Origin of the sequence: Geomonas terrae, assembly GCF_004791675.1 — a bacterium.
GTDB classification, from domain to species: Bacteria; Desulfobacterota; Desulfuromonadia; order Geobacterales; family Geobacteraceae; genus Geomonas; species Geomonas edaphica.
Genome location: NZ_SRSC01000001.1, coordinates 459,184 through 485,128 on the forward strand (window position 1 = coordinate 459,184; position 25,945 = coordinate 485,128).

Sequence of the window (25,945 nt, forward strand, 5' to 3'; positions counted from 1 at the left end):
CTACACGTCGGTCCATATGAAGTCTCATTCGGGGTCGATAATCCTCAGCGCAAGTTCCCACTGGGGATTATCGACCCCACCTCATCCACATCATCGCTAAATCATTGACGTAACGTAAACAGCATGTATAGAATGCGGCGCCGGAATTAATCTGACGAGCCCAGGTGAAGAATTCCTACCTTCAGTAGGAAGCTTCCTTTCGGGCCGGAGATACGTCGATGCCGCTGCAGAGATACCACTCCAAAACCCGGGCGGAATACCTGATCGCCAGTGGGCGCGTTATCCTGGCGGCATTCTTTCTCCTCGCCGTGTGGCTCGACCCTTCAGAACCTTCCCGCTTCGCGCGGTTCACCTACGGCATCCTCGCAGGCTACCTCCTTTACTCGATCATCATCGGGTTCGTCATCCATCGCAGGGGGTTCGGCTGGAAGTCGCTGCACCTCGTAACACACGGCATCGACCTCCTTGTCTTCGCCGGCCTCATGTTCCTCACCACCGGGCCCAACAGCCCGTTCTTCGTCTATTTCATCTTCGTACTCGTCTGCGCCACCTTTCGCTGGCAGTGGCGCGGCACGCTCTGGGCCGCGGTCACCGCCATGGCCGTCACCTTGCTGCTCGCATGGTACCCGTCCAACCTTCTCCTGCAGCAGAGCTTCGAGCTGAACCGCTTCATCATCCGCATCGCTTATCTCGCCGTTGTTGCAGGTCTGCTCGGTTACCTCGGCGCTTACGAGGAGTCGATGCGCGAGGTCCTTTACATGCTGTCGCAGTGGCCCGGGGCGGCGCTGCCGGAGGAACCGGGGCCCGACGGAGCAGGCATGCTCGGTCACGCGGCCGCCATCCTGCATGCGCCGCGCGTGGTACTTTGCTGGGAAGAGGCGGAGGAACCCTGGCTGCATGTTCTAAGCTGGTCAGCGGAAGGATCGCACTACGACCGGGAGGAGCCGGAGACCTTCGGCAACATCGTCGCGGAGGAACTCTCCGAAGCCGGCTTTTTCTGCCGGCGCGTCGGGCAGGAACCGACACAGGTGGTCTACAACAGCGCCGGCGGACTGCAAAAGTGGTACGGGGCCCCCTTCGACCAGGAGTTCGTGAGACATTTCGAGATCACCTCCGCGGTGGTTTCCCGGCTAGCCGGCGACAAGATCTCCGGATACCTCGTCGCCCTGGACAAGAGACACCCGACCCCGGACGACATGGTGCTGGGGGGGATCGTGGCTCGAGAGGTCGCGGCGCGGCTTTCCCATGGCCTGCTACTGAAACAGCTACAGCAGGCAGCCGCCGACGAGGAGCGCCTGCGCCTCGCCCACGACCTGCACGACGGCCTGCTGCAGTCCCTGGCGGGGGCCAGCCTGCAGTTGGAAACAGCCGCCCGCCTCATCGAGCATGACACGGCAGCGCGGGAGAGCATCCAGCAGGTCCAGCACCTGCTCGCCTCCGAGCAGCGCGACCTCAGAACCCAGATCAACGCGCTGAAGCGCTTCTTCTCGCGCCGAAAGCCCGAGGAGTTCGGCCTGATGAAGCGCCTGGAAGACCTCTCTGCTCGCGTACGGCGGCAGTGGGAAATCACCTGTTCGATCAACTGCAGCACCCCCAAGCCGCCGCTTGAGCGGGGCATCGCCCGGGAGATCTATTTCGTCATCCACGAAGCCGTCATCAACGCGGTGCGCCACGCCGGCGCGGCGACCCTCAAGGTCAACCTCGCCTTCAACGCCCAATGGGTCCTGATTACCATCACCGACGACGGACACGGCTTCGCCTTCCACGGACGCTACGACCAGGACCAGCTAAGCGACATGAAGCGCGGGCCGGTGATGCTCAGGGAGCGGATCGAGGCCCTGAACGGCAAACTCACCATCGACTCGAGCGACCGCGGCACCCGCATCGACATCACCCTTCCCCTTGTGGAACAAGGAGCATGACATGGCCATACGACTGGTGCTTGCCGACGACCACCCCCTGATCCTGAACGGGCTGACGAGCCTCTTCAATTTCGAACCGGACTTCGAGGTGCTGGCAAGCTGCACCGACGGCGCCGCGGCCCTGGAGGCGATCCGGCGCGAGCGCCCCGACATTGCCGTCCTGGACATTCGCATGCCGGGTCTCACCGGCATCGAGGTGGCCCGCAAGGTGAACGAGGAGAAGCTGGGCGCGCGACTCGTGCTCTTGACCGCCGCACTCGAGGACGAGGACATGCTCGACGCCGTCATGCTCGGCATCCAGGGGGTTGTGCTGAAGGAGATGGCGCCCCAGTTCCTGGTGCAGTGCATCCGCAAGGTTTATTCCGGCGAGCAGTGGCTGGAGAGGCGCTCGACCAAACAGGCCTTGGAGAAGCTTTTGAAGCGCGAGGCGGGAGCGCGCGAGATGGCCGCCCTGCTCACCCAGCGTGAGATCGAGCTGGTTCGCATGGTGGCGGCCGGGCTGCGTAACAAGGAGATCGCCGGAAAGCTCTGCATTAGCGAAGGGACGGTGAAGGTCCACCTGCACAACATCTACCAGAAGGTCAACGTGGACGGGCGCGTGGCTCTTCTGCGCTTCGCACAGGAAAAGGGACTGGTTTAGCAGCTGTCACGGCCATTCTCGTTGCAGTCCGGCGCATTTGCCTCTGCCACCCCACGCTGAAATCCCCCTAAATCCCCCTTCGCAAAGGGGGACTTTAAACCGCCCCCTCTTCTAAAAGGTAAAGACCTCACAGGTCGCAACCATTTTGAGGGGGGGGCGCTCCTGCACACGCACTGTCACAATTCCCGTTTTACTGTCAACACCCTATACCTATGGGAATTTTTTTCTCACAGGCCTCACTTTCCCCTCTTGCAATAAAACATCTTTCTACTACAATCATAATTCAGTCAGTTCGGGTTCGTGCTCCAAAGAGTCCATCGTTTCGCCGTGAGCTAAAGGGAGGCCGGGATGAGCAAGACGAGAACAGGGGGAAGAGACGACACTGAATTCTCCATCAGCAGAATCCTGAAGGAACGCGGCGTTTCACGACGCGACTTCCTGAAGTTCTGCTCCACGATGACCGCCGCGCTTGCCCTCCCCCCCTCTTTTGCCCCCTCGGTGGCGCGCGCCCTTGACGAGGTGAAACGCCCCACGCTTGTATGGCTCGAGTTCCAGGGATGTACCGGCGACAGCGAGGCGCTTTTGCGCGCGGCGAACCCGACCGTCGGCGAGATCGTCCTCGACATCCTCTCGGTCGACTACCACGAGACCATCATGGTCGCGGCCGGGCACCAGGCGGAGGCGGCCCTCGAAAAGGCGATCGCCGAGCACAAGGGCAAATACTTCGCCGTCATTGAAGGGTCCATCCCGATGAAGGACGGCGGGGTCTACGGCTGCGTCGGTGGAAAGTCGAACCTCGCGCGCGCCCGGGAGGTGTGCGGCAACGCAGCGGCTACCATCGCCATCGGCAACTGCGCCTCATACGGCGGCATCCCGGCGGCGGCCCCGAATCCTACCGGCGCAGTCGGCGTCAAGGAGGCGGTTCCCGGCGCCACCGTGATCAACCTCCCCGGCTGTCCCTGCAACGCGGACAACCTCACCGCAACCATCGTCCACTACCTCGTCTTCAACAAGATCCCCGCACTCGACGGCCACGGCCGCCCCCTCTTCGCCTACGGCAAGCGCATCCACGACAACTGCGAGAGACGCCCGCACTTCGACGCCGGCCAGTACGTGGAGGCGTGGGGGGATGATGGGCACCGCAGGGGTTACTGCCTCTACAAGATGGGTTGCAAGGGACCGGCGACGTTCCATAACTGCCCCACCCAGCGCTACAACGAGAAGACCGCCTGGCCCATCGGCTCGGGTCACCCCTGCGTCGGTTGCGCGGAGCCGCAGTTCTGGGATGTCATGTCCCCCATGTACGGCAGGCTCCCGAACGTGCCCGGCTTCGGCATCGAGCACACCGCTGACGCCATCGGCCTCGGGCTTGCCGCCGGCGCCGCGGGTGCCTTCGTGGTGCACGGCGCGCTCAACGCGATGAGAAAGGACAAGGAACCGGGCGAAGACACCAAGGAGGATTGAGATGACCAAGATCGTTGTCGACCCGATCACCAGAATTGAAGGGCACCTGCGCGTCGAGGCGGAGGTCTCCGGCGGCAAGATCAGCAACGCCTGGGTCTCCGGCACCATGTTCCGCGGCATCGAGAAGATCCTTAAGGATCGCGACCCACGCGACGCATGGTACTGGACCCAGCGTTTCTGCGGCGTCTGCACCACGGTGCACTCGATCGCGTCGATCCGCGCCGTCGAGGATGCTTTGAAGATCCCGGTCCCCCCCAACGCGCAACTGATCCGTAACATCATCATCTCCATCCAGAACACCCAGGACCACGTGATCCACTTCTACCACCTGCACGCGCTCGACTGGGTGGACATCACCTCGGCGCTGAAGGCCGACCCGGTGAAGACCGCCCAGCTCGCCGCCTCGCTCTCGGAATGGCCCAACAACTCGGCCACCCACTTCAAGGCGGTGCAGGAGAAGCTGAAAGCGTTTGTCGCCTCCGGTCGCCTCGGCCCCTTCGCCAACGCCTACTGGGGGCACCCCGCCTACAAGCTCCCCCCCGAGGCGAACCTGATGGCGACGGCCCACTACCTAGAGGCGCTCGAGTGGCAAAAGGACATCATCAAGATCCACGCGATCCTCGGGAGCAAGAACCCGCATCCGCAGACCTTCCTGGTCGGGGGTATGTCCATCCCGATCGACCCGGATTCCCAGAACGCGCTGAACGCGGACAAGCTGATCGAGGTGAAGCGCCTGCTCGCCAAGGCCCAGGAGTTCGTCGAGAAGGTCTATATCCCGGACCTCCTCGCCGTCGCTTCCTTCTACAAGGAGTGGGCAGGTATCGGCGCCGGGGTCGGCAACTACATGTGCTACCCCGAGTTCCCCGATGCGGCGGGCAACAACTGGCTTCCCGGCGGGGCGATCCTGAACCGGGACATCTCGAAGGTGGTGGCGCTCGACCAGAGAAAGATCACCGAGCACGTGGAGCACTCCTGGTACCAGGATGCCGGGAGCGACGGAAAGGGGCTGCACCCCTACGACGGCTCGAGCGAGCCGAACTACACCGGCCCGAATCCTCCCTACCAGTACCTCGACACGGACAAGAAGTACTCCTGGGTCAAGGCGCCGCGCTACGAGGAGAAACCTATGGAGGTGGGGCCGCTCGCCCGCGTGCTTGTCGCCTACGCCTCAGGCCACAAGGAGACCAAGGGGGCGGTGGACCTGGTGCTCGGGAAACTGAACGTCGGCCCGGAGGCGCTCTTCTCGACGCTTGGCCGCACCGGCGCCCGCGGCGTGGACTGTCTCGTCATCGCACGCCAGGCTCCGAAATGGCTCGACGAACTGATCGGCAACATCGCCAAGGGGGATCTCAGGATCCACTCGAACGAGAAATGGGACCCCGCCTCCTGGCCCGCCGAGGCGCATGGCTACGGCTGGCACGAGGCGCCGCGCGGCGGGCTCGGGCACTGGATCAAGATCAAGGACCAGAAGATACTTAACTACCAGGCCGTGGTCCCCTCCACCTGGAACGCCTCGCCGCGCGACGCGAAGGGACAGCCGGGCCCCTACGAGGCCGCGCTTCTCGGAACGCCGGTCGCCGACCCGGAAAAGCCGCTCGAGATCCTGCGCACCATCCACTCCTTCGACCCCTGCCTCGCCTGCGCCGTGCACGTCCTCGACGCGACCGGGCGGGAGATGGTGCGGGTGAAGGCTTCCTAGACAAGGAGGTGGGCCATGTCGGATCGTTGCAAGTTCAAGCAGTACGTCTGGGAACTGCCGCTGCGCTGGTTTCACTGGATCAACGTGCTCGCCATCGTGGTTCTCTCCGGGACCGGCTTCCTGATCGGCCATCCCGTTACACTGGGAAGCTCACCCTCTGATTACGCCATGGGGTGGATCCGCTTCGTGCACTTCGTCGCGGCCTACGCCTTCACGGTGAGCGTCGCCTCGCGCGTCGTATGGGCCTTCATCGGCAACGAACACGCGAGCTGGCGCGCCTTTTTCCCGATGTTCAGCGCGAAGGGGAGGGAAAAGCTCAAAAAGATGCTGAACTATTACCTGCTCCGCTCCCACGAGGTCCCCGAGACGGTCGGGCACAACCCGCTCGCCACCACCGCGTACTTCGTGCTCTTCCTGATCTACCTCACGATGCTCCTCACCGGCTTTGCCATGTACGCCACCCACACCCCCGGCGGCATCATGTTCAAGTCGCTGGGCTTCATGTACTCGCTTTTCAGCCTGCAGGGGATGCGCCTTGCCCACCACATGGGCATGTGGCTCATCCTAGGCTTCGTCGTCAACCACATCTACAGCGCTTGGCTTATGGACATAAAGGAGCACGGAGGCGAGATTTCCAGCATGTTCAGCGGCTACAAGTTCACGGTCAAACAAAAAGGAGAATAACGGGTGAAAGCAAACTCAATGAAACAGCAACCGGCGCCGAAGTTCCTGGTGCTAGGCGTAGGTAACCTGGTGATGGGGGACGACGGCGTGGGGATACGGGTCGTGCAGCAGTTGCAACGCGAGTACCGCTTCCCGAAGAGCGTGGAGATCGTCGACGGGGGGACGCTGGGGCTCGACCTCCTCCCGGTGTTAGAGGGGCGCAGCCACCTCATCATGGTCGATGCGGTGGAGACGGGAAAGGAACCCGGCACCTGCGTGCGGCTTGCCGGGGAGGAGCTTCCGATCGCCCTGGAGACGAAGGTTTCGCCGCACCAGATGGGGCTGAAGGACCTCCTGTCCGTGGCGCGGCTCATGGGTCAGGCACCTGGGGAGATGGTGCTGATCGGCGTGCAGCCGGGAAGCATCCAGATGGGGACCGACTTAACCCACGAGGTGTCCCTGCAGGTGGAGACCATGAAGGGGGCCGTGCTCAAGGAGCTCACCGCGTTCGGCGTCGAGTGCCGGCCCGTCTCGCGTGCCGTCAACGTCTGCAGGGACTAGCCCGATGCCCCGCCGCGCCGTCTCGCTCATCATCCTCGCCGCCCTTATGAGCGGCTGCACCGACACCCCACGGGGCGGGTCACCGCCCGTGGTAACGGAGCGGGGTGGGCAGCTCTTCAAGGAGCGCTGCGCCCCCTGCCACCCGAACGGCGGCAACGTACTCACACCCGGCAAGACCCTGCACGCAGGCGTCCTCGCCGACCACGGCATAACGACGCCAGCCGACATCGTGAAGAAGATGCGCAACCCAGGCCCCGGGATGGTCCGATTCGACGAGACGACCATCCCGGACGCCGACGCGCGTCTCATCGCGGATTACGTCCTCGCCACCTTCCGCTGATGGACAGACTCATCCGTCACGCTTGCCGTCCCGCGTAACTGCCCACCCCGACGGCACCTGCCCTTTTTTCTCGCACGCCGCGGCCGGCCCCTTCGCCGCCCCCCGGCATTGAACCGCTTGATATCACGCACCAATCTTATCGGTCGCGCATGGCACGCGTCATGTAATCGGGAATATGGCGAGGGGCGCCCCCTCGCGTATCCCATCGAGAAAAGGAGTCTGCCATGAAAAAGCTGCTGTCCACGATATCGTCCTGCGGCCTCACCCTCATGCTGCTCGCAATGCCCGCTGCCGCAGGCGAGATAACAATCTCCGCCGCGGCGAGCCTCAAGGAGGCGGTGAACGAGATCGCCGAGAAGTTCGTCCAAAAGCACCCGGGAACGAAGATCACGCGGAACTACGCCGCGTCCGGGACACTCGCAAAACAGATCGAAAGCGGCGCGCCGGCGGACATCTTCATCTCGGCCAACGAGGAGTGGATGAGCCACCTGAAGGAGAAGAAACTCGTTGCCGCGGCTTCCATCGACACCTTCACCCGGAATACCCTTGTCTTTGCCGGCGCCACGACACGGAACATCTCCGGCATGCATGATCTTCCATCCCTCGGTAGCATCGCCATCGGCAGCCCCAAAAGCGTTCCCGCCGGGGAATACGCCGAGGAGGCGATGAGAAAGGCCGGGCTCGAGAAGCAGCTCAACGGGAAACTGATCCTCGCCAAGGACGTAAGGGAGAGCATGATGTACGCCGAACGCGGAGAGGTCGACGGCGCCTTCGTCTACCGCACCGATGCCCTGCTGGGAAAGCACGCCAGGATCCTCTTCACGGTGCCGCAGCAACTCTACCCACGCATCGTTTACCCTATGGCACTCACAACAAACGGCACGAAGAACAGGGACGCAGCCGAGTTTTTACACTACCTCAAAGGACGCGAAGCAAAGTCGGTACTGAGCCGGTACGGTTTCGCCGTCGATTAACCACAACCCAAGGGTCCAACCGACCGTCAAAACGTTGCTGAGACAGAGATTTGGGTACTATTAGCCCCTTTTATAACAATTTCCTTTCAGAGAATTAAATTATTTGATAATAATGGTAACGTTCCAACCTAGTGATGTTTTTTCCTATGGCAGCATGCGGTACCGGCAAAGGTCAACTATGGCTAGTAAGACTTCCAGCGAATCTTTCGATGACGCCACACAAAGCAGCGCCACGGGCGAACGCTACCTCGAAATACTCGACCAGGCGCCTGCCCTGATCTGGCGCGCCGACAGCGCGAACCGGCGCGATTGGCTCAATGGCGCCTGGCTTGCCTTCACCGGCCGGACGATGGAACAGGAGCTGGACGAGGGGTGGATCGCGGGGGTGCACGTCGAAGACCGGGAGCGCTACATCGGCGAGCTGCTCAGTGCTTTTCGAAAGCGGGAGCCTTTCGAGATCGAGTACCGGCTGCGACGCCACGACGGCCATTACCGCTGGATCTTCGACATAGGCCGTCCAGTAACCTCCAGTGAGGGGGGCTTCGCCGGGTACATAGGCTACTGCTTCGACATAACGGACCGGAAGAAGGCCGAGAGAGACCTGAACGCCGCACGGGAAAGCGCAGAAGCGGCCAACCGCGCGAAGAGCTACTTTCTCGCCAACATGAGCCACGAGATCCGCACCCCGATGAACAGCATCATGGGGATGTCGCAACTCCTTGCCTTCACCGACCTTACGCCGGAACAGAAGGAATACGTGGACGGCATCCTTGATTCCTCTCAGGGGCTTCTGACCATCGTCAACGACATCCTCGACCTCTCAAAGGCGGAAGCCGGCAGTATCGAATTGGAATGCCACGGCTTCAGCCTCAGGCAGAGCCTTGCGGAAGTGGTGAGGACCCAGATGCCGGTCATCAACAGGAAGGAGCTTGCCTTCAGGACCGAAATCGACGACGACGTCCCCGACGAGTTGATGGGAGACCGGTTGCGGGTGAAGCAGGTGTTCCTCAACGTGCTCGGCAACGCCATCAAGTTCACCAACGCGGGCGGTATAACCGTCTCCGTTCAAGTCCATGAGCAAAGCGCAGGCGTGGCACGCCTGAAGATCAGCGTCGCCGATACCGGCATCGGCATCGCCGCCGAGGCGATAAAGCGCATCTTCACGCCCTTTAGCCAGGAGGATGCCTCCATCACCAGGCAGTACGGCGGCACCGGACTCGGCCTCTCCATCAGCAGCGAACTGGTTCATCTCATGGGGGGGCATATCTGGGTCGAAAGCCGCAAGAACCACGGCAGCACCTTCCACATGGTGATCCCCTTTCGTCTCGAGCGCAGCTAGTAGCTCCCCCGCCCAAGCCCCGACTGCCCCTCCCGACTGGTCCGGCTGGTCTGCGCGGGATTTTTTTCTTGACTTTAGTTTGCCGTCAAACTAGATTTCCCTCCCATGGAAACCAAGAGCATCGCAGCACTCATAAGCGACACCCGCGCCGGCATCAACCGGCACCTGCTCCAGGAACTCAAGCGCCTGGGGATCGAAGGACTCGCCCCGTCGCACGGCGCCATCCTGCACCACCTGTTCAACAACGAGCAGGTGACCATGAAGGACCTCGCCAAAGCGGTGCGGCGCGACAAGTCGACGGTGACCGCGCTGGTCGGCAAACTGGTCGCAAACGGCTATGTCGAGAAGGCGAGCAGCACCCAGGACCAGCGCACCGTCTTCGTGAGACTCTCCCCCAAGGGCCAGGGGCTGAAGCCGGTATTCCAGGAGGTGTCGCGTAACCTCATCGAAAGGATATGGCGCGGCTTCGACGAAACGGAGCAGCAGGAGTTGGTCCGCCTGCTCAGGAAGGTGAGGGGCAACCTTCCATAACTTCACACCGAAAAAACTACCTGCCGCGGTGGCTCATTACATGCCAGACGCGGCTTTTTTTATACCTCCAACTGTAGGAAGAGACGGCAACTTACTTCACACTCTGTCGCTGACAGGCAGAGCTTGCTTTCCCCCTTTGAATATTCGATGTTTCCCATGAAAACTTCTTTTTATCTGATTGACAACTCTAGACGGATTTTGCGAAAAAGAGAGATAAACTTGCATGACAAAATTTAAAGAGGCTTTTCTACAGGACGAACGGAAACGGTTACTGTATGAGATACTCCATATCAGAGCTCCTCGACATTCCGAAACTGCAAACGATCCTCAACAGCCTCTATGAGGTATCTGGGATACCGTCCGCCATCATCGACCTGGAAGGAAACATCCTGACCGGATCCGGGTGGCAGGACATCTGCACCAAGTTCCACCGCGTCACCCCCTCCACTGAAAAGTTCTGCATCGAAAGCGACCAGAAAATCACCTGCGGACTGCAGGACCACCAGCGCCACGTCCAGATCACCTGCCCCATGGGGCTTACCGACACCGCCACTCCGCTCATCATAGAAGGGGAGCATCTTGCCAACATCTTCACCGGGCAGCTCTTCCTGGAACCACCCGATCGCGGGCGCTTCGAACTCCAGGCCGAGCGGTACGGCTTTGAGGAAGCCGCCTACCTGCTCGCCATGGACCGGGTGCCGGTCATCAGCCAGGACAAACTGGACCAGAACCTGTCCTTCATCGCCAACCTCACCGAACTCCTCGCCATCCAGGGGCTGACACAGCTCCGCAGTTTCGAGGTACAGGAGTGCCTGCGGGAAAGCGAGGAGCGCGTGCAGCAGATCATCGCCTGCGCGAGGGAGGGGATCATCGTCTACGACCGCGGGCTGCGCTACCAGGTCTGGAACCGTTACATGGAGCAGATGACCGGCTACACCGCGGACCAAGTGCTCGGTAAGCTGCCGCAGGAAGCCTTCCCCATGATCGAACATGCCGGGCTTACCGAGAGGCTGCATCGGGTGCTGGCGGGCGAGGCGGTCCCCTCCATCGAGTTCTCGTTCCAGCTCCCGGTCACCGGACGTTCCGGGTGGTGCTCCGACACCATGGCGCCGTTGAAAAACGCCGGCGGCGAAATCGTCGGGGCGATCGGCACGGTCCGTGACATAACCGAAGCGAAGCAGACCGAAGAGCAGTTGCGGCAGGCGCTGAAGATGGAATCGGTGGGGAGGCTCGCGGGCGGGGTGGCGCATGACTTCAACAACATGCTCACCGTGATCATGGGGCAGGCCCAGCTCGCCAAGATGAAGATCACCCCGGACCACGTGCTCTGGCAGGCGTTGGACCAGATCTCGGCGGCGGCGCTGCGTTCAAGCCAGATCACCAGGCAACTGCTCGCCTTCTCGAGGAAGGAGATCATCGAACCGCGCCCGGTGGACCTGAACCAGCTCATCGAAGAAGCCCGAAAGACACTTTTGAGACTCATAGAGGAGAGCATAGCCCTGGTCTGCCGCCCGGAAGCGGACCTATGGAAGGTGAAGATGGACCCGTCGCAGGTCGACCAGATACTGGTCAACCTCGCGGTCAACTCCCGCGATGCCATGCCGGGCGGGGGACAGCTCTCGATCCAGACCGAGAACGTGCACCTGAGCCGGAAGAGCTGCCAGTACCTGCACGATGCGGTCCCCGGCGAGTACGTGCAGCTCACGGTCAGCGACACCGGGGGCGGCATGCCACCTGAGGTGCAGGAGCACATTTTCGAGCCGTTCTTCACCACCAAGGGGCTGGGCAAGGGGACCGGTCTCGGCCTCGCCACGGTCTACGGCATCGTCCGGCAAAACGGCGGCTTCATAAACGTCTACTCCGAGGTCGGGCACGGCACCTCCTTCAAGATCTACCTGCCCCGCATAAGCGGGGAGACCGCGGCAGAAACGCACCGCAGATGCACCGATGTCCGCATCGGCACAGGGACCGTGTTACTGGTCGAGGACAACGACATGGTGCGCGAGGTGACCAGGAGTTATCTTGAAGAGCTGGGATACCGTGTCCTGGTAGCCCAGACGCCAGAGGCGGGCATCGCGATCTGCGCCGCAAAAGAAAACAAGATCGACCTGGTACTGACCGACGTGATCATGCCCGGCATGAGCGGCAACGACATGGTGCAGGAGATCAGGTCGCTGCTGCCGGAGGTGAAGGTGCTCTTCATGTCCGGCTATACCGCCGACCTCGTGGCCCGAAGCGGCGTAGTCGAGGAGGGGATGCACTTCATCCAGAAGCCCTTCGATATCAGCACCCTCTCGGTAAAAATCGAGGATACCTTCCTCTCGGACGACTGATACCCTCTCCAGACAGCCAGATCCAGCTTCGACTCCCCCCCCATCCGCGATCCGCGTCCCCTCTGCTAACAAACGAAACGTCTCCTTACCCCTAACCGTGTTGCCAACGCCGCAAAATTGGCTACTGTTCTTGCTTGTTGCCCAGCGAACAACTTTACCGGTGGCACATCCGCCGGCGCGGGAGGTGCGGCGATGGCATACGGAGCCTGGATCGGCAACCTGAAGGTGAACGGTCGCGGTGGGAACTACGGCACGGTAAAGCTCCTTCTTGACGAGACCATGACCGGGGAAAACCCGGCGCGTCTCGGCATCACGGTGGAGATTGCCGGTCCCGGGATGCCTCCCGACGCGTTCGAGGTTGAGCTCTTCACCAACCTGAACCGGCGCGACTTCGTTAAGACCCACGAGCCGCTCGCAGAGTCGGGCGGCCCCACCTCCTACTGGACGCCGTGGCGTATGTCCTTTCTTGGTCACTCCTTCGACAACCTCGTCTTCACCGCTGAACTCCCCGTCACCAAGTGCGGCGCCTATCGCATCACGGCACGCTACCGCATGACCGGCACCGAGACCTGGTGGTGGCATAACGACTTCGCCCCCCGCCCAAACGATCGGCTGCAGCGCGACTGCGCCGTGGTGGTCTCCCCCGCCAAAGCGGCCAGATCACGGCTTTACGAGGCGAACGCCCTCACCGTGGAGGCACTCGCCGGTGGCTCCTACGAGAACCGCAGCACGCTCGATGACTTCCTCTCCATCCACGACTTCGACGGTTTCAACCCCTTCCAGCTCACCTACGTCAACAACGAGCTCGGCTTCAACACGCTCTGGCTGATGCCGGTATTCCCGAACACGCAGTGGCGCTGGGACCGGGCCAAGTGGCAGTGGGCGCCCAACGACAACCCGGGAAGCCCCTACTCCTCCCGCGACTACTGGAGCATCAACCGCTGGCTCGCGGACAACGCGGCACCGGCACGGGCCCTCGATCTGTTCCGGATGCTCTTCGATGAGGCAGCCGCCGTCGACCTCGACGTCTTCATAGATCTCGCCTTCAACCACGCGGGGCGCGACGTCATCTACGGCGCAGGCGCCGTCGACCTCGGTTTCTGCACCATGCAGGACCAGGAGCAGTGGGTCCGGGAGCACCACCCTTCCTGGTGCACCCGCGGCACCGCCTTCGTCGACGGGCACAGCGTTCCCTACTACCGCGAGCCGGCCGGCTCCGATTTCGAGTGCGCGGTGTGGGCACCCACGGACCGGCTGAACGAGCATGTCTGGGACGATGCCAACGTCGACTGGTTCTTCGGAGACTACGCGGCCCTTGGTCCCAAGCCCGGCCGCGCCGCCGACTACTGGGGGAACCCGGTGTCGCACTACGACCCGAAGGGAAACGCGGAGGACGAGAGCGACCTCTTCTACACCGACCTGGCGGTGCAGGCCGAGACCGAGAAACTGTGGCAGTACTTCGGCTACATCCTTCCCTACTGGATCGAGAAAAGCGGCGGGAAGCTGGCCGGCATCCGGGCCGATTTCGCGCAAGGGCTACCCAACCAGCTCTGGGAATACATCGTGAACCGCACCCGCAAGGCCCGCTGGGACTTCATCTTCCTCGCCGAGGTGCTCGACCCGGACGTTATCCAGTACCGGCTGAACCGGGTGTTCGACGTCCTCACCACCAAGGACCACCACCTGTACCGGCAGGAGGAGGTCCGGATGAGCGACCTCTTCGCGTCACTGGAACAGGAAAGCACCCTCTTCGGCGGCGAGGCGCTCATCATGCACAACGGGACCAGCCACGACGAGGGAGGCAACGCGGACAAGTGGGCCATGGCGGCGCGCTACGCGGTGACCGCCGTCATGTACGGTTGTCCCATGGTGTTCATGGGGCAGCCGCTCGGGCTTGCCGACAAGCTCCCCTTCAGGGACAGCTGGGCGAACATGTACCGGGCGTGGAGCGATGAGATCCCTGAACGGGAGGCGGTGGGACGGATGTACTTGCGGATCAACCAGGCTCGGGAGACCACGGCGGAGCTGAGGGAGCCGAAGCGCTACTTCCTTAACCTATCAGGGGGTGGTTTCCACGAAGAAGTATTTTCCGTGGCGCGCTGGCGGGACGAGGGAGAGAAAGACTCGGTGACGCTGGTTTTCGTGAATCTGAACGTCCATCACGGTAACGCCGGGACCTTCGCCATCCCCCGCGCCATCAGGCTCTCAGGTAACTACCAGGTGCGCAACCTGGTCGCGAACGACCCGCACCGGCAGCTGTGGGGCACTCCGCGCAGCGCCGAGGCCCTCTACGACGACGGCATCTTGGTCGTTTTCACCCTCCCCAACGAGGTGCAGTACTTGAAACTGGAACCGGCGTAAAGCGTGCCGTGCGCCCGAAGGGGGCTAATCCTCTCACACAGGCGGCCCGAGCACGAAGTTCGCGATGGTGTAGGCGATCTGCTCCGGGGCGCAGCGGTCGTTGTTGAACATGAGGTCGTAGAGCAAGGGATCGTGGTCGTCCTGGCTCAGAAAATCTCTGGTGAAGCGGTCACGCACCTTCTGCTGGCGGTGCATGAGTTTCTCCGCCTCCTCTTCTTCGATGTTGAGGCGCCTGGCGAGGGTGGAGATTTTGAATCGCTCCGAGGCGAAGATGCGGAAGTGGTAGGAATGCTCCTGGTGCCTGGTGATGATGGAGCCCCCCAGTTCGAGAATCAGCACGTTTCCCTGCTCCGCCAGCGCCGCCACGTGTTGCGAGAGGGGGAGAAAATAGTCGTAGTTGCTTTTCCAGCGCGATGAAAAGGTGGCGAGTATCTCGGAAAGCATGCGGCTGTTTTCGCCCAGCGTCTCGAGGATCTCCTGTGAGAGGTTGTGGCGGCGTGCCACCTCCTCGATAACCGCCTTGTCGATCATGACCCACTCGTCGCCGGTCCGCTGCATGAGTATCTCGCGCAACAGTTCCGCCATCGGGTAGCCGGTACAGCCGTATTCGCGGGAGATGGTGATGCAGGGGCGGGCTTTTGGCTTTGCCTGGCTTCTGGCCGCCTTGTCCTTCTGTCTGCGGTTGTACTCCTCGAGGCTGCCGATCCTCAGATCGACCGAGGGTATGAACAGGTTGTCCGGCATGGTCCCGCTCCTTTCATCGTTTCATTGCAGTGTCCACCCTTTTCAGCTCATCTCCTTCAGCTCCCGGATCAGGTCGACCTGACGCTGGAAGATGAACCGGGAGAGTACCCCCTCGATATGCGCATCGGAGTAGATGGAGAACCTGCAGAGAGCGCCCCCCTCCTCCCTGGTGCAGTCGACCACGGCGGCGTTCAACTGCAGCGGCGTCACGGTGTTGTGCAGAGGGTTCGGGATCATCACCTTCAGGACGACCTCGTCCCCTTTTGCCAGGTCGCTCGGCGCTTCGCTCAGGATGGAGAAGCCCCCGAGGGAGACGTCGAGGGCCTTTGCCTTCAAGGTCCCTCCGGGCGCCGCGATCTCGGCTTCGCAAGGGGGATCGAGCTCGAGTCTTAGCGAGGTGCGCTGCTCGGCGAGCACGTCGATGTAGCTGAAGTTGTGCAGCGAAGCCATCATGCGACGCACATCGGAGTCCTTCACTTCGGCCAGAAGCGACTGCGGAAAACTGCCGCATTTGATGCAGGTCCGTCCGGAATGGCCGAGTGCGACCGCCTGCTGCGGGTGCACGTCCAGTTCGAGCACCTCGCCGCATAGCTCAACCAGTGTGGCGGGATAGCTGATGGGGAGTCCCTTGTAATAGTTCACGAGCTTCACCCGAGTCCCGGCACCGGACTTGATCATGTCACGTAGGCGCGTAAGGATCTCGACGCGGTCCTGCTCGATGGAACTGTTGACTGCGGCTCGGTAATGGCTTGGGTCCATGTCAGGTCGTCCCCGCTCTAGAGCAATCCGTGTCGTTTGAGCATGCCCATGAGGTCGGCCCGTGCAACCGGCTTCACGAGATAGTCGGTGCAATCGCCGTCCCACATCGCTTCCTGGACGTTTTCCGGGGAGTTGAGGGAACTGGTCATGATGATGACGCTCTTTTTGTCCTGGTGCTTAGCATCCTTTTCCGCCTGGCGCATCAGCCTTAACGCCTGCTGCCCGTCCATCTCAGGCATGATGATGTCGAGCAGCACGAGATCGAAGGGACGCCCTTCCCTTAGGGCGCCGGTGAAGAGATCCACCCCTTGCCTGCCGTTGTCCGCAACCTCTATCTCGGCAACATCCTTCAGAAACAGCATGAGTCCCTCACGCAGGAACTCGTTGTCCTCGATGATCAAGCACTTCATATGGCTCCTCGTCTGCAACACCCGCCGATCGGGCGCCTGGCGCAGGGTTGTTTTCGGCACTGCCGTCCTGCGTCTGACCAGTTTTCTTATCGGTCGCGGTTAATTAACCTTGAGGTTTTCTGATGTTGCTTCCTCCTCGAGCGCGGTGCGTACCGCCTCATCGTATCCGGTGAGCAGAATGGGAAGAATCTTCCTGATCGCGTCGTCGTGACAGATCACCTCGTTACCTAGTCCCTCGATGAGCGGCATGGAGATGGAGGGCTTGACCGGGGTTATGAGCCAGACCCAGTAGGAGGAGAGCCTGGGGGTGAGAAACGGGACCGGGAATATCTTGATGAATTTCTTCTCGATCTCGGCGAAGCGCTCCATCATCTCCCGGTAGGAAAGGAGTTCGGGGCCTCCGATATCGTAGGTCTGTCCGGCGGTGCGTTCGTCCTTTAGACAACCGACGAGGTAGGCGATGACGTCCTGCACAGCGATGAACTGGCAACGTGTGGAGACCCAGCGCGGCGTCACCATCACCGGGAGACGTTCCACCAGGTACCGGATCATCTCGAAGGAGGCCCCGCCGGCGCCGATGATGACGGCGGCGCGCAGGTAGGTGGTCTGGAAATTTCCTTTTTGCAGGACCCTAGCCACCTCGAGTCGGCTCGCCAGGTGCTCAGAGAGCTGATCGCTTTCCTCGCCCAGTCCCCCGAGATAAATGACCCGCTTTACCCCCTGCATCTCGGCGGCTCGGACGAAGTTCTGTGCCGCCTTCCGGTCGCGTTCGTCAAACCCGGCCCGGTCGCCTCCCATGGCATGCACCAGGTAGTACGCCGTCTCAATACCTCTCAGCGGGGCGACCAGTGAGTTCGCCTCCAGGAGATCACCCTGCGCCACCTCGACCTGCGGGGGAAAGGTGACCGAGGAGTTGCGCACCAGGCAGCGCGCCGGGATCCCTTCCGCGGCGAGGGCGGCAACCAGTCGTCTTCCGATGAAACCAGTGGCACCAGTCACCAGCACCTTGGCCCTTGCATTCACACTCTCACTCACCTGTTCCTCCTGACAACCGCCTGCCTTTGGTTTGGACTGAACCAGTTTAGGTGCAGATGAATCGTTGTCAACAGCACCGGGAGACGCTAAAGCGGGGCCGTCACCGGCAGTTTTGCTGTTTCACAACCTGCCCACCTTGGATTATTATATCGGTTCGGACTCTGAGAAACTTCCATCTGCGTTCCAATATCCAGCTAAAGGAGAAACAAGCAATGAAAGTCATGGTTGATCTGTGCATCGTTCCCCTTGGTGTCGGCGTCTCTCTTTCCAGTTACATCGCTGCTTGTGAGAAGGTTCTGGCCGATGCGGGACTTAAGACCGCGCTGCACTCGTACGGGACCAACATAGAAGGAGAATGGGACGACGTATTCGCCGCCATCAAGCGTTGTCACGAGACCGTCCACGCCATGGGAGCCCCGCGCATCACCACCACGGTGAAGCTCGGCACCCGCACCGACCGCGAACAGACCATGGAGGACAAGATCAGGAGCGTGCAGGAGAAGATGTAGCGGAAGGAAGGTGGCACAGACCGAGGGTTTGAGATGGCCAATTTGCACGAGACCTTCTTGCAAATGATTGGAGCGGTCTTAGACTCTGTTCCTATCCCAACAGGAGGTCTGCTATGCCAAAGAAACTCGTGGTCTGCTTTGACGGAACGTGGAACAAGCCGGACGAGGAAACTGACGGGAAAGACTCCAATACCAATGTGGAAAGGCTCTTTGTCTCCCTTGACGGAGTGGACGCACGACAGCACTCGGGGAGCACACTGCCTGACGGCGCCACCTTGAAATGGTACGACTCAGGGGTAGGCACCAAGTGGTACGAGCACATCCGCGGCGGCGCTTTCGGCTACGGACTCTCACTGAACATACGCCAGGGGTACAAGTTCCTCATCGACAACTATGAGCCGGGCGACGAGATCTATACCTACGGCTTCAGTCGCGGTGCTTACACGGCGAGGAGCATGGTGGGACTGATCAGGAATTCCGGACTGCTCGACAGAACGAAGATCCTGACAATGGGGGAGGGAGACGAGGAGAAATATCCGTCCTGGCAGCGCCCGAGCATGGATGAGTTCAGGAGGATGAGCCCCGAGGACGTTCCCCACATCATCGACGCGTACCAGCTCTACCGCAACAGGGACGGCGGCGCGGATACCGATTTCGCGCTTAAATTCAGGGAGCGGTACGCTCATAAGGACGTGAAGATAAAGCTGCTCGGCGTTTGGGACACGGTGGGCGCCCTTGGCATTCCCTTCAAGCTTTTCGATTCCTTCAACGCCGAGCACTACCAGTTCCACGACCAAGAGCTTAGCGCCATCGTAGAGAACGCCTTCCACGCCATCGCCATAGACGAGCACCGCGAGAACTACGCCGTGACGATCTGGAACCCGAAGCAGAAGGTCAACCAGGTGATGGAGCAGGTGTGGTTCGCCGGCGCCCATGCCGATGTCGGCGGAGGCTATAAGGTCGCTGAACACCCGCTGGCCGATGCGGCGCTGGCGTGGATGCAGAGAAAGAGCCTGCTGGAGGGAAAAGGCCTCACCTTCACCGACATTCAGAAGGTGGATGGGACGAAACTCGAACAGGCGCAACCGACCGACTCATACAGGCAGTTTCTAGGCGGGGTCTATCGGATGCTCAAGGAGCCGTACTACCGGAAGATGGGTATCACCGAGTTCGGCAACGAATTTTGCAGCGCCTTCTGCGGCCAGATCACGGGTTACGCCCCGAAAAACCAGGGTTACGTCGCGGTGAAGGTGGAGTTTGTTTCCAATCCGGAGTCATAGCCGGGGTACGTAACGAGGCGGTGGGTGTCGCTGATCACCGGTCTTCTACCGAGAGGATTTCGACCTCGAAGAAGACGTCGTGACCGGCAGGAAGGGGCTCGCGGTACTCGCGCGGGCGACCGGGGAGGGAAAGAGAAACGTCACCTCCCGCTCCTGGGCCGAAATCGTAGGCGACTCCGGGGGAGCGTTCGGTTGAGAAAGCGAAATGGGAGCCTATCGGGAATGGAAAGAGGTTCGCCTCGGCTGCGGGAACCCGGACGATGCGATGGTCTCCCGGCACCATCCCCAGGAGCCCCTGCTCCAGGGCGGGCGGCACCCTCCCGTCCCCCACGACGAACTCCAGGGTGTTACGTTCGCCGACTAGGTAAACCCTGCCGTCCTCGAGCCTGCACTTGTACCTGATGTTCACCGTTTTGCCGGTTCCGGTTTCCATGGGGCACCACCTTTCAAGGGGTCTTATGAAAACCAGAATATAGTAACGTTAACGATTCCAAACGCAACCGGCGCCGACTCAGATACCGATCCAGGCAGCCCCGAAAACTCCGGCGGAGTCCCCAAGCCTGTGCCTCAGGATCGGCGTGCGCAGGTCGTTGTGGAATACGTAGTGCCGCACCCTTTCCAGGCCGGCATCGTAGAGCTCATCGATGTTGGAAAGCCCGCCCCCCAGCACTACGGCGTCCGGGTCGAGCATCGAGATGAGCCCGCCCATACTGCGGCCGAAGTCGTCGAGGAAGGTGTTGAAGGCGACCAGAGCCCGGGGCTCTCCCCCGCGCGCCCCCGCCACGATCTCCTCCATGGTGAGGCTCACGCCGTTGCGGGTGAGGTAGGCGGCCTCGACACCGGAGCCGCTGATCTTGGTCTCGATGCAACCGCGGTTGCCGCAGTAGCACATGGCACCAGCCGGGTCTATCGATATGTGCCCCCACTCCCCGCTGATCCGGTGCGGCCCTTCGCGCACCACACCGTCCAGGCAGATCCCTCCGCCGCACCCGGTTCCCATGATCACGCCGAACACGAGCCCGTAACCCACCCCCGCTCCCTTGCGGCATTCGGCGAGGGTGAAGCAGTCCGCATCGTTACGGACCGCGATCTTCCGCTCCAGAAGCCGCTCCAGGTCCGCCTGGAAGGGGCGCCCGATGAGGCACACCGAGTTCGCGTTGCGCACGAGGCCGGAGACCTCGTCGACCGAGCCGGGGATGCCGATTCCGACGGTGCAGCCGGCACCCGCCGGAACAAGGGACGCAAGGTCGCGCACGAGCCGCACCACCGACTCGACGATCGCCTGGTACCCCTCGGCAAGAGGCGTCGCGCGGCGCTCCCGCGTTAGCACGGTGTCCCGCGCATCAAGCAACACCCCTTCCGTCTTGGTCCCACCCAGGTCTATCCCGATGCGGTAAAGCTCCGTAGGCTGCATTTTGTTGCTCCTTAATGGTTCCAAATCCTATGCCGCGACGACGTCCACTACTCCCCTCTCCCTCCGGGAGAGGGTGCCCGAAGGGAGAGGGTACGCAGAGGTACGCGGCGGAAGATCATGTATGATCCGGAACGGAAAAGCCCCCGGAGACGGGGGCCGTGTGAGCAACCATTATATAAGTGTTGCACGGTGTGAGCCAGGAAGAACTGAGCCCCGCCACTCCGCGCGCCCCTACTTCCCGCTCTCCTCCGGCTCCACCTTTTTCTCCTTCAAAAAGACCACGATCGCCCCGCTCCCCCCCATGTCGTTGGGAGCCTGAACGCACTCAGCTACCATCCCCTTACCGTTTTCCCTTAGCCACTTGGCCACGGCCGTCTTCAGCACCGGCTCCCCAGGGGAGTTGTTCCCCTTGCCGGTGATGACGAGCACCCCTTTCTGGCCCCGGTTGTACGCCCCCTTGACGAAACGCTCCAGGTTCTCAAGCGCTTCATCTCTGGTCAGGCCGTGCAGATCGAGTTGGAAGTCAAGCCGGATACCTCCGCGGCGCACCTGACGCATACGGTTCACCGGAGCTGTACGCAGAACGTGCTCTTCCTCGTGCAACTGATCCTCGAACCGAACGTCGAGCTTCAAGGCGTCCAACGCCTTCAGGAACAGGTTCTGGTCTTCCTCATCACGCCGGACCTTCGCCGCCTGATGCTCTTTCACCTTGGCGGGCGCCGCGGCGGGCGTCCCGGCAAGACGCTTCACGCCGGCCACCGCCTCGAAAAACAGCATCTCGTCCGAGAGGTCCTGCCCGGTCTTGGCGACTGGCTCCTCCTTTTTCGGGGGAGGGGGCGCCGCGGCACTGCGCACGTCGAGGGGGGCCCCTTTGAGGGCCTTGAAGGGGGACGAGCTGAACTCTTTCTGCTTCGGTTTCTGCTTCTCTTTATTTTTCATGCAGCGGAGTCCTTCCTTGTCTTCTGCTCTGCCTGCGGTCCGACCCGGTGCAACCCTAAAGATCTACGCCAGCATAAGCTGCTGTTTTTGTTGATGTCAAAGGAATATCCCTGCGTCGTTTCAGGAGACAGAAATATTAGCCCCCTCCAATCGGCATGGTATACTACCAAGGTTTTTGGGCGGATGTCAACGAAGAGTGTCCACGGCCGCGGTCTGCTGGGTGTCGCGGCTGTGCGGGGGATGATCCATGGAGAGCTCCAACTATCAGAACCAGGCAGCCCGAAAGGACGGTGGAGTCGATTCCGGACTGGAGATAGCATCGCTGATGGTCAAGTCCGGGCACCTGGCGGAGCAACAGCTCTCCTACGCCCAGCGGGTGAAGGGGAAGCTCGTCACGCCGAGGACGCTGATCGCCGTGCTGCTCGAACTCGGCTTTTTCACCCGTGAGCAACTGCGCGAGACGCTGCGCAACAATATCGTTTCGGTGAAGCTTGGAGCCCTGCTGGTGGAGCTCGGCTACCTGAAACCGGCCGAGTTGCAGGCGGCGCTCGGCATCCAGCGCGAAGGCGACAACTGCAAGATGCTCGGGGAGATCCTGGTGGAGCAGCGTTTCATCGAGGAGTACACCCTGGCCGAGGTGCTTGCCTTCCAGCTCGGCTTTCCCTTCATCGACCTCGACGCCGCCGACATCGACCGTTCCCTTCTCGCCAAGGTGCCTCAGCACTGGCTCTCACAGCACAACTTCGTCCCGGTCAAAGAGGAAGGGGGGCGGGTGACGGTCGCCATCGCCGACCCCTTGAACATGGAAGGGAGAAAGACCGCTGAGAAGCTGTTCGGTCCGAACACCCTCTTCGCCATTTGCACCATGAAGGCGATCCGCGATGCCTTCACCCTGTTGAAGCGCGGCATCATCCAAGGGGACGGTACCGCCACCGACGAACACACCGTGACCGGCATCGTCAACTCGATATTTGAGGAGGCGCTCAAGGAGGGGGCGAGTGACATCCACATCGAGCCGATGAGGGGGGTGCTCCGGGTCCGTTTCCGGCGCGACGGCATGCTGATCCTGTACAAGGACTTCGCCAAGGAGCTGGCGCTTCCCTTAAGCAGCAGGATCAAGGTGATGGCCGAAGCGGACATAGCCGAGAGAAGAAGGCACCAGGACGGCAGGATCTGCTACGAAAGCCCGAAAACGGGCGCCACCCTCGACATGCGGGTCTCCTTCTACATCACCATCCACGGCGAAAAGATCGTGCTCCGCCTTCTGAGCATGAAGGGGGAACTCCTCGACCTGAAGGAGATCGGGATGCCGGCGCGCATGCTCGAGCGCTTCATCGACGACGCGGTGGACACGCCAAGCGGCGTCCTCATCGTCACCGGCCCCACCGGCAGCGGCAAGACCTCGACCCTGTACAGCTGCGTCCAGCACTTAAACGAGCTCTCCACCAGCATCGTGACCGCCGAGGAGCCGGTGGAGTACGTCATCGAGGGGATCGCCCAGTGTTCCATCAACCAGAAGATCGGCGTCATCTTCGAGGAAACCCTGCGCCACATCGTGCGCCAGGACCCAGACATCATCGTCCTCGGCGAGATCCGTGACAACTTTTCCGCCGAGATCGCGATCCAGGCGGCGCTAACCGGGCACAAGGTACTCACCACCTTCCACACCGAGGACAGCGTCGGCGGTCTTTTACGCCTGATGAACATGGAGATCGAGGCCTTCCTGATCGCCTCCACCGTGGTATGCGTCCTCGCCCAGCGTCTGCTGCGCCGGGTCTGCCCGGAATGCGCCGAACCCTACCTTCCCAACCCAACCGAACTGCGCCGGATCGGCTACAGCAACGCCGATCTGCGCGGGGCCGAGTTCAAGGCGGGACGGGGGTGCAGTAAGTGCCGCTACAGCGGCTACCGGGGCCGGGTCGGCGTATTCGAGATGCTGATCCTGAACGAACTGGTGAAAGACGCCATCCTCAGCAAGAAGACCTCCTACGAGATCAGGAAGATCTCCACGGAGACGACCGGCATGGTGACGCTGCTCGAATCGGGGCTTTGCAAGGCGGCCCGGGGGGAGGTCTCCCTGCACGACGCGGTACGACTTCTGCCGAGGATCGGCAAACCGCGCCCGATCGCCGAGATCAGGCGCCTTTTGGGGGAATGACATGCACGAGAAGCCTTTCGTCGAGGTAGTGAAGGAACAGCTCGAAAGCGAGACGCTCAACCTCCCCGTGTTCCACCCGATCGCCGTCAAGCTGCAGGGGATCCTCTCCGGCAAGGATTTCAGCATCGACCAGGTGGTGGCGCTGATCATCAAGGATCAGGCGCTGACGAGCCAGGTGCTGAGGCTCGCGAACTCAGCCTTTTTCAGCGGGCTCGCCAAGGTCACCACGATTACCGACGCCGTGGTGCGGCTCGGAACGCGCGAGGTGGCGAGCGTCGCCATGCTCGCCTCGCAGCAGCACAGTTACAACAGCCTGACCCATCCCGAGCTCAAGTCACACGCCCAGGTGCTCTGGAAACACGCCATCGGCTGCGCCATAGGCACGCGCTGGCTGTGTGAGAAAAACGGCTATCGGAACCTCGCCCAGGAAGGTTTCATCGCGGGGCTGCTCCACGACATCGGGAGCCTGCTGATACTGAAAGTGCTGGAGGGGATCGCGCTGACCGACGGAGAGCAAAGGGGGGTGTCGCGGGAACTCACCAACGAGATCATCGCGGCCATGCACACCGAATCGGGTTACCAGCTGATGCAGAAGTGGAACCTGCCCGAGGTTTACTGCAACATCGTGCGGGACCACCACAAGGATCTGGAGGAGACGGGGAACGTGCTTTTAAGCCTCGTGCGCCTGGTGGACCACGCCTGCAGGAAACTGGGACTGGGGGGGACGCCGGAGCCGAACCTGATGCTCGCCGCGACAAGCGAGGCTCAGGGGCTGGGAATCAAGGAGATCATGCTCGCCGAGCTGGAAATCATGATAGAGGATGCCATGGAGATGGTCACCTCTGCCTCTTGAGGAAGTCGATGAACCCCTCGTCGAAGATGCGCTGTACCTCCCACTTCTCGCCGCGCTCCTTAGCCACCAGGATGGCGCGCACCTGGCAGCCGATGAAGGCGGTGAGCAGGATCAGGGCAAACGCCACCTGCACGCGCCGCACCCACGGCGAAACGCTCGGCTCCGGTTCGGGAAGCACCCGGGGATTCTGGGCGAGCTGCCTGAGTTGCTGCCCCTGTATGTAGCCGATGAGCCGGTCACGGTCCGCCTCGTCGATGAAGCGGTACTTCACCGCGGTACTGAAACGGGTGGTATCCGGCACCTCGCGCACCTCCACCACCTCACCCACGATCTCGATGAGCCTCGGCGCGCCGGGAAGGTAGAGACTCAGCTCGATGAACTGCCCCACAATCATCTTGCGGTTGATATTTATGCGCAGCCCTCCGCCGGACATGTTGGCGACCACAGGGGTGGAGTCTTTGCGCTTTTCCAGCCGCGCCCTGATCTCCTCCCTGCTGTCCTCGAGTTCCTCGGGCTCGCCCGGCTCCGGGGTCTGCGCCGCGAACTCCATCTCCAGGCGGCGTTTCAACCAGCGCTGCTTCACGTCCGTCTCGATCTGGCTCAAGGGGAGCCGGAAGTCGAGCGGCAGGTAGACGTCCTGGCGGTAGTACTCGCGCGGCTCGAACGAGTAGACGTCATCCACCAGGCGCAGCACCAGGCGGTGCTCCGCCGTCTCGTCGCTCACTAGAACGGCGCGGCAGGTCACCCCCCCCTCGTTCTCGGGGATACCGACGTTCAGGGTCTCCCCGGTCCTTAGCTGCGCCTCCTCAGGGAGCTGATCGCGCGACAGGTCGACCAGGAGAAGATCGTCGTCCAGCGTGGCGACCACACCCCACTCGGGGAACCAGCCGCCCCCCTCCATGGGGATCCCCACCCGGATCCGCTCCCCCTCGTGGAAGTACCTTGCGTACTGTTCCAGCTCCTGGGCCATACTACCTCCACTGTCATATGCAATAGAAAGCTCTTCGGCGCCGCGCG

24 protein-coding genes are annotated in these 25,945 nt (G+C 61.7%); 16 read left to right on the forward strand and 8 right to left on the reverse strand.

Features of this window, described 5'->3' with window-relative positions:
* The first annotated feature begins 218 nt into the window (after positions 1 to 218).
* The 12 genes from E4633_RS01975 (at position 219) to E4633_RS02030 (ending at position 14,827) form a co-directional block, all read left to right on the forward strand.
* The gene (locus E4633_RS01975; RefSeq protein ID WP_135868595.1) at positions 219 to 1,922 is read left to right on the forward strand and encodes a sensor histidine kinase; all 1,704 of its coding nucleotides are present in this window, start codon (positions 219 to 221) and stop codon (positions 1,920 to 1,922) included.
* Between the two features lies 1 nt (position 1,923).
* Positions 1,924 to 2,562, forward strand: a complete 639-nt coding sequence (locus E4633_RS01980; RefSeq protein WP_135868596.1) for a response regulator — start codon at positions 1,924 to 1,926, stop codon at positions 2,560 to 2,562.
* A 348-nt stretch (positions 2,563 to 2,910) separates the two neighbouring features.
* The gene (locus E4633_RS01985) at positions 2,911 to 4,026 is read left to right on the forward strand and encodes a hydrogenase small subunit (RefSeq protein WP_135868597.1); all 1,116 of its coding nucleotides are present in this window, start codon (positions 2,911 to 2,913) and stop codon (positions 4,024 to 4,026) included.
* 1 nt (position 4,027) lies between these two features.
* Positions 4,028 to 5,725 (forward strand): nickel-dependent hydrogenase large subunit, encoded by a 1,698-nt coding sequence (locus tag E4633_RS01990; RefSeq protein WP_135868598.1) that lies wholly within the window; start codon positions 4,028 to 4,030, stop codon positions 5,723 to 5,725.
* A gap of 15 nt (positions 5,726 to 5,740) precedes the next feature.
* Positions 5,741 to 6,409 (forward strand): Ni/Fe-hydrogenase, b-type cytochrome subunit, encoded by a 669-nt coding sequence (gene cybH / locus E4633_RS01995; protein ID WP_135868599.1) that lies wholly within the window; start codon positions 5,741 to 5,743, stop codon positions 6,407 to 6,409.
* A gap of 18 nt (positions 6,410 to 6,427) precedes the next feature.
* Positions 6,428 to 6,949, forward strand: a complete 522-nt coding sequence (locus E4633_RS02000) for a HyaD/HybD family hydrogenase maturation endopeptidase (protein ID WP_135869557.1) — start codon at positions 6,428 to 6,430, stop codon at positions 6,947 to 6,949.
* Between the two features lie 4 nt (positions 6,950 to 6,953).
* Positions 6,954 to 7,289, forward strand: a complete 336-nt coding sequence (locus E4633_RS02005; RefSeq protein WP_135868600.1) for a c-type cytochrome — start codon at positions 6,954 to 6,956, stop codon at positions 7,287 to 7,289.
* Between the two features lie 224 nt (positions 7,290 to 7,513).
* Positions 7,514 to 8,263 (forward strand): molybdate ABC transporter substrate-binding protein, encoded by a 750-nt coding sequence (modA, locus tag E4633_RS02010; protein WP_135868601.1) that lies wholly within the window; start codon positions 7,514 to 7,516, stop codon positions 8,261 to 8,263.
* A gap of 178 nt (positions 8,264 to 8,441) precedes the next feature.
* Complete coding sequence (locus E4633_RS02015) at positions 8,442 to 9,602, forward strand: sensor histidine kinase (protein WP_246037867.1); 1,161 nt, start codon at positions 8,442 to 8,444, stop codon at positions 9,600 to 9,602.
* Positions 9,603 to 9,707: 105 nt separating this feature from the next.
* Entirely contained in the window at positions 9,708 to 10,133 is a 426-nt protein-coding gene (locus tag E4633_RS02020) for a MarR family winged helix-turn-helix transcriptional regulator (protein ID WP_135868602.1), read from the forward strand.
* A gap of 275 nt (positions 10,134 to 10,408) precedes the next feature.
* Positions 10,409 to 12,466, forward strand: a complete 2,058-nt coding sequence (locus E4633_RS02025; protein ID WP_135868603.1) for a PocR ligand-binding domain-containing protein — start codon at positions 10,409 to 10,411, stop codon at positions 12,464 to 12,466.
* 192 nt (positions 12,467 to 12,658) lie between these two features.
* On the forward strand, positions 12,659 to 14,827 hold the full coding sequence (locus E4633_RS02030) for an alpha-amylase family protein (RefSeq protein WP_135868604.1): 2,169 nt from the start codon (positions 12,659 to 12,661) through the stop codon (positions 14,825 to 14,827).
* Between the two features lie 33 nt (positions 14,828 to 14,860).
* Here the strand turns inward: E4633_RS02030 and E4633_RS02035 are convergent, their stop codons facing one another.
* The 4 genes from E4633_RS02035 to E4633_RS02050 all read right to left on the reverse strand — a co-directional run bounded on the left by E4633_RS02035 (position 14,861) and on the right by E4633_RS02050 (position 17,775).
* Positions 14,861 to 15,571, reverse strand: coding sequence for a cytidylate kinase-like family protein (locus E4633_RS02035; protein WP_135868605.1), 711 nt, complete (start codon positions 15,569 to 15,571; stop codon positions 14,861 to 14,863).
* A gap of 42 nt (positions 15,572 to 15,613) precedes the next feature.
* Entirely contained in the window at positions 15,614 to 16,330 is a 717-nt protein-coding gene (locus E4633_RS02040; protein ID WP_135868606.1) for a PilZ domain-containing protein, read from the reverse strand.
* A gap of 17 nt (positions 16,331 to 16,347) precedes the next feature.
* Positions 16,348 to 16,740: a response regulator gene (locus tag E4633_RS02045; protein WP_135868607.1), complete on the reverse strand. Its 393-nt coding sequence runs from the start codon at positions 16,738 to 16,740 to the stop codon at positions 16,348 to 16,350.
* Between the two features lie 99 nt (positions 16,741 to 16,839).
* Complete coding sequence (locus E4633_RS02050; protein ID WP_135868608.1) at positions 16,840 to 17,775, reverse strand: NmrA family NAD(P)-binding protein; 936 nt, start codon at positions 17,773 to 17,775, stop codon at positions 16,840 to 16,842.
* Positions 17,776 to 17,987: 212 nt separating this feature from the next.
* On the opposite strand from E4633_RS02050, the gene E4633_RS02055 reads away from it, so the two are divergent.
* Entirely contained in the window at positions 17,988 to 18,284 is a 297-nt protein-coding gene (locus tag E4633_RS02055) for an MTH1187 family thiamine-binding protein (RefSeq protein ID WP_135868609.1), read from the forward strand.
* Between the two features lie 113 nt (positions 18,285 to 18,397).
* Positions 18,398 to 19,564, forward strand: coding sequence for a DUF2235 domain-containing protein (locus E4633_RS02060; protein WP_135868610.1), 1,167 nt, complete (start codon positions 18,398 to 18,400; stop codon positions 19,562 to 19,564).
* A 34-nt stretch (positions 19,565 to 19,598) separates the two neighbouring features.
* On the opposite strand, the gene E4633_RS02065 is transcribed toward E4633_RS02060, so the two are convergent.
* The 3 genes from E4633_RS02065 to E4633_RS02075 all read right to left on the reverse strand — a co-directional run bounded on the left by E4633_RS02065 (position 19,599) and on the right by E4633_RS02075 (position 21,917).
* Positions 19,599 to 19,997 carry an FKBP-type peptidyl-prolyl cis-trans isomerase gene (locus E4633_RS02065; RefSeq protein WP_135868611.1) on the reverse strand — a complete coding sequence of 133 codons (399 nt, stop codon included), beginning with the start codon at positions 19,995 to 19,997 and terminating at the stop codon, positions 19,599 to 19,601.
* A gap of 78 nt (positions 19,998 to 20,075) precedes the next feature.
* Complete coding sequence (locus E4633_RS02070; RefSeq protein WP_135868612.1) at positions 20,076 to 20,978, reverse strand: ROK family protein; 903 nt, start codon at positions 20,976 to 20,978, stop codon at positions 20,076 to 20,078.
* Positions 20,979 to 21,209: 231 nt separating this feature from the next.
* Positions 21,210 to 21,917, reverse strand: coding sequence for a Smr/MutS family protein (locus tag E4633_RS02075; protein ID WP_135868613.1), 708 nt, complete (start codon positions 21,915 to 21,917; stop codon positions 21,210 to 21,212).
* 247 nt (positions 21,918 to 22,164) lie between these two features.
* Between E4633_RS02075 and E4633_RS02080 the strand changes: the two genes are divergently transcribed.
* Complete coding sequence (locus E4633_RS02080; RefSeq protein WP_135868614.1) at positions 22,165 to 24,075, forward strand: GspE/PulE family protein; 1,911 nt, start codon at positions 22,165 to 22,167, stop codon at positions 24,073 to 24,075.
* A gap of 1 nt (position 24,076) precedes the next feature.
* Positions 24,077 to 24,928 (forward strand): HDOD domain-containing protein, encoded by an 852-nt coding sequence (locus E4633_RS02085; RefSeq protein WP_135868615.1) that lies wholly within the window; start codon positions 24,077 to 24,079, stop codon positions 24,926 to 24,928.
* Here E4633_RS02085 and E4633_RS02090 read toward each other — a convergent pair.
* Positions 24,912 to 25,898 carry a PilZ-like domain-containing protein gene (locus E4633_RS02090; RefSeq protein ID WP_135868616.1) on the reverse strand — a complete coding sequence of 329 codons (987 nt, stop codon included), beginning with the start codon at positions 25,896 to 25,898 and terminating at the stop codon, positions 24,912 to 24,914. The two genes, E4633_RS02085 and E4633_RS02090, sit on opposite strands and share 17 nt — an antisense overlap.
* Positions 25,899 to 25,945: the final 47 nt, after the last annotated feature.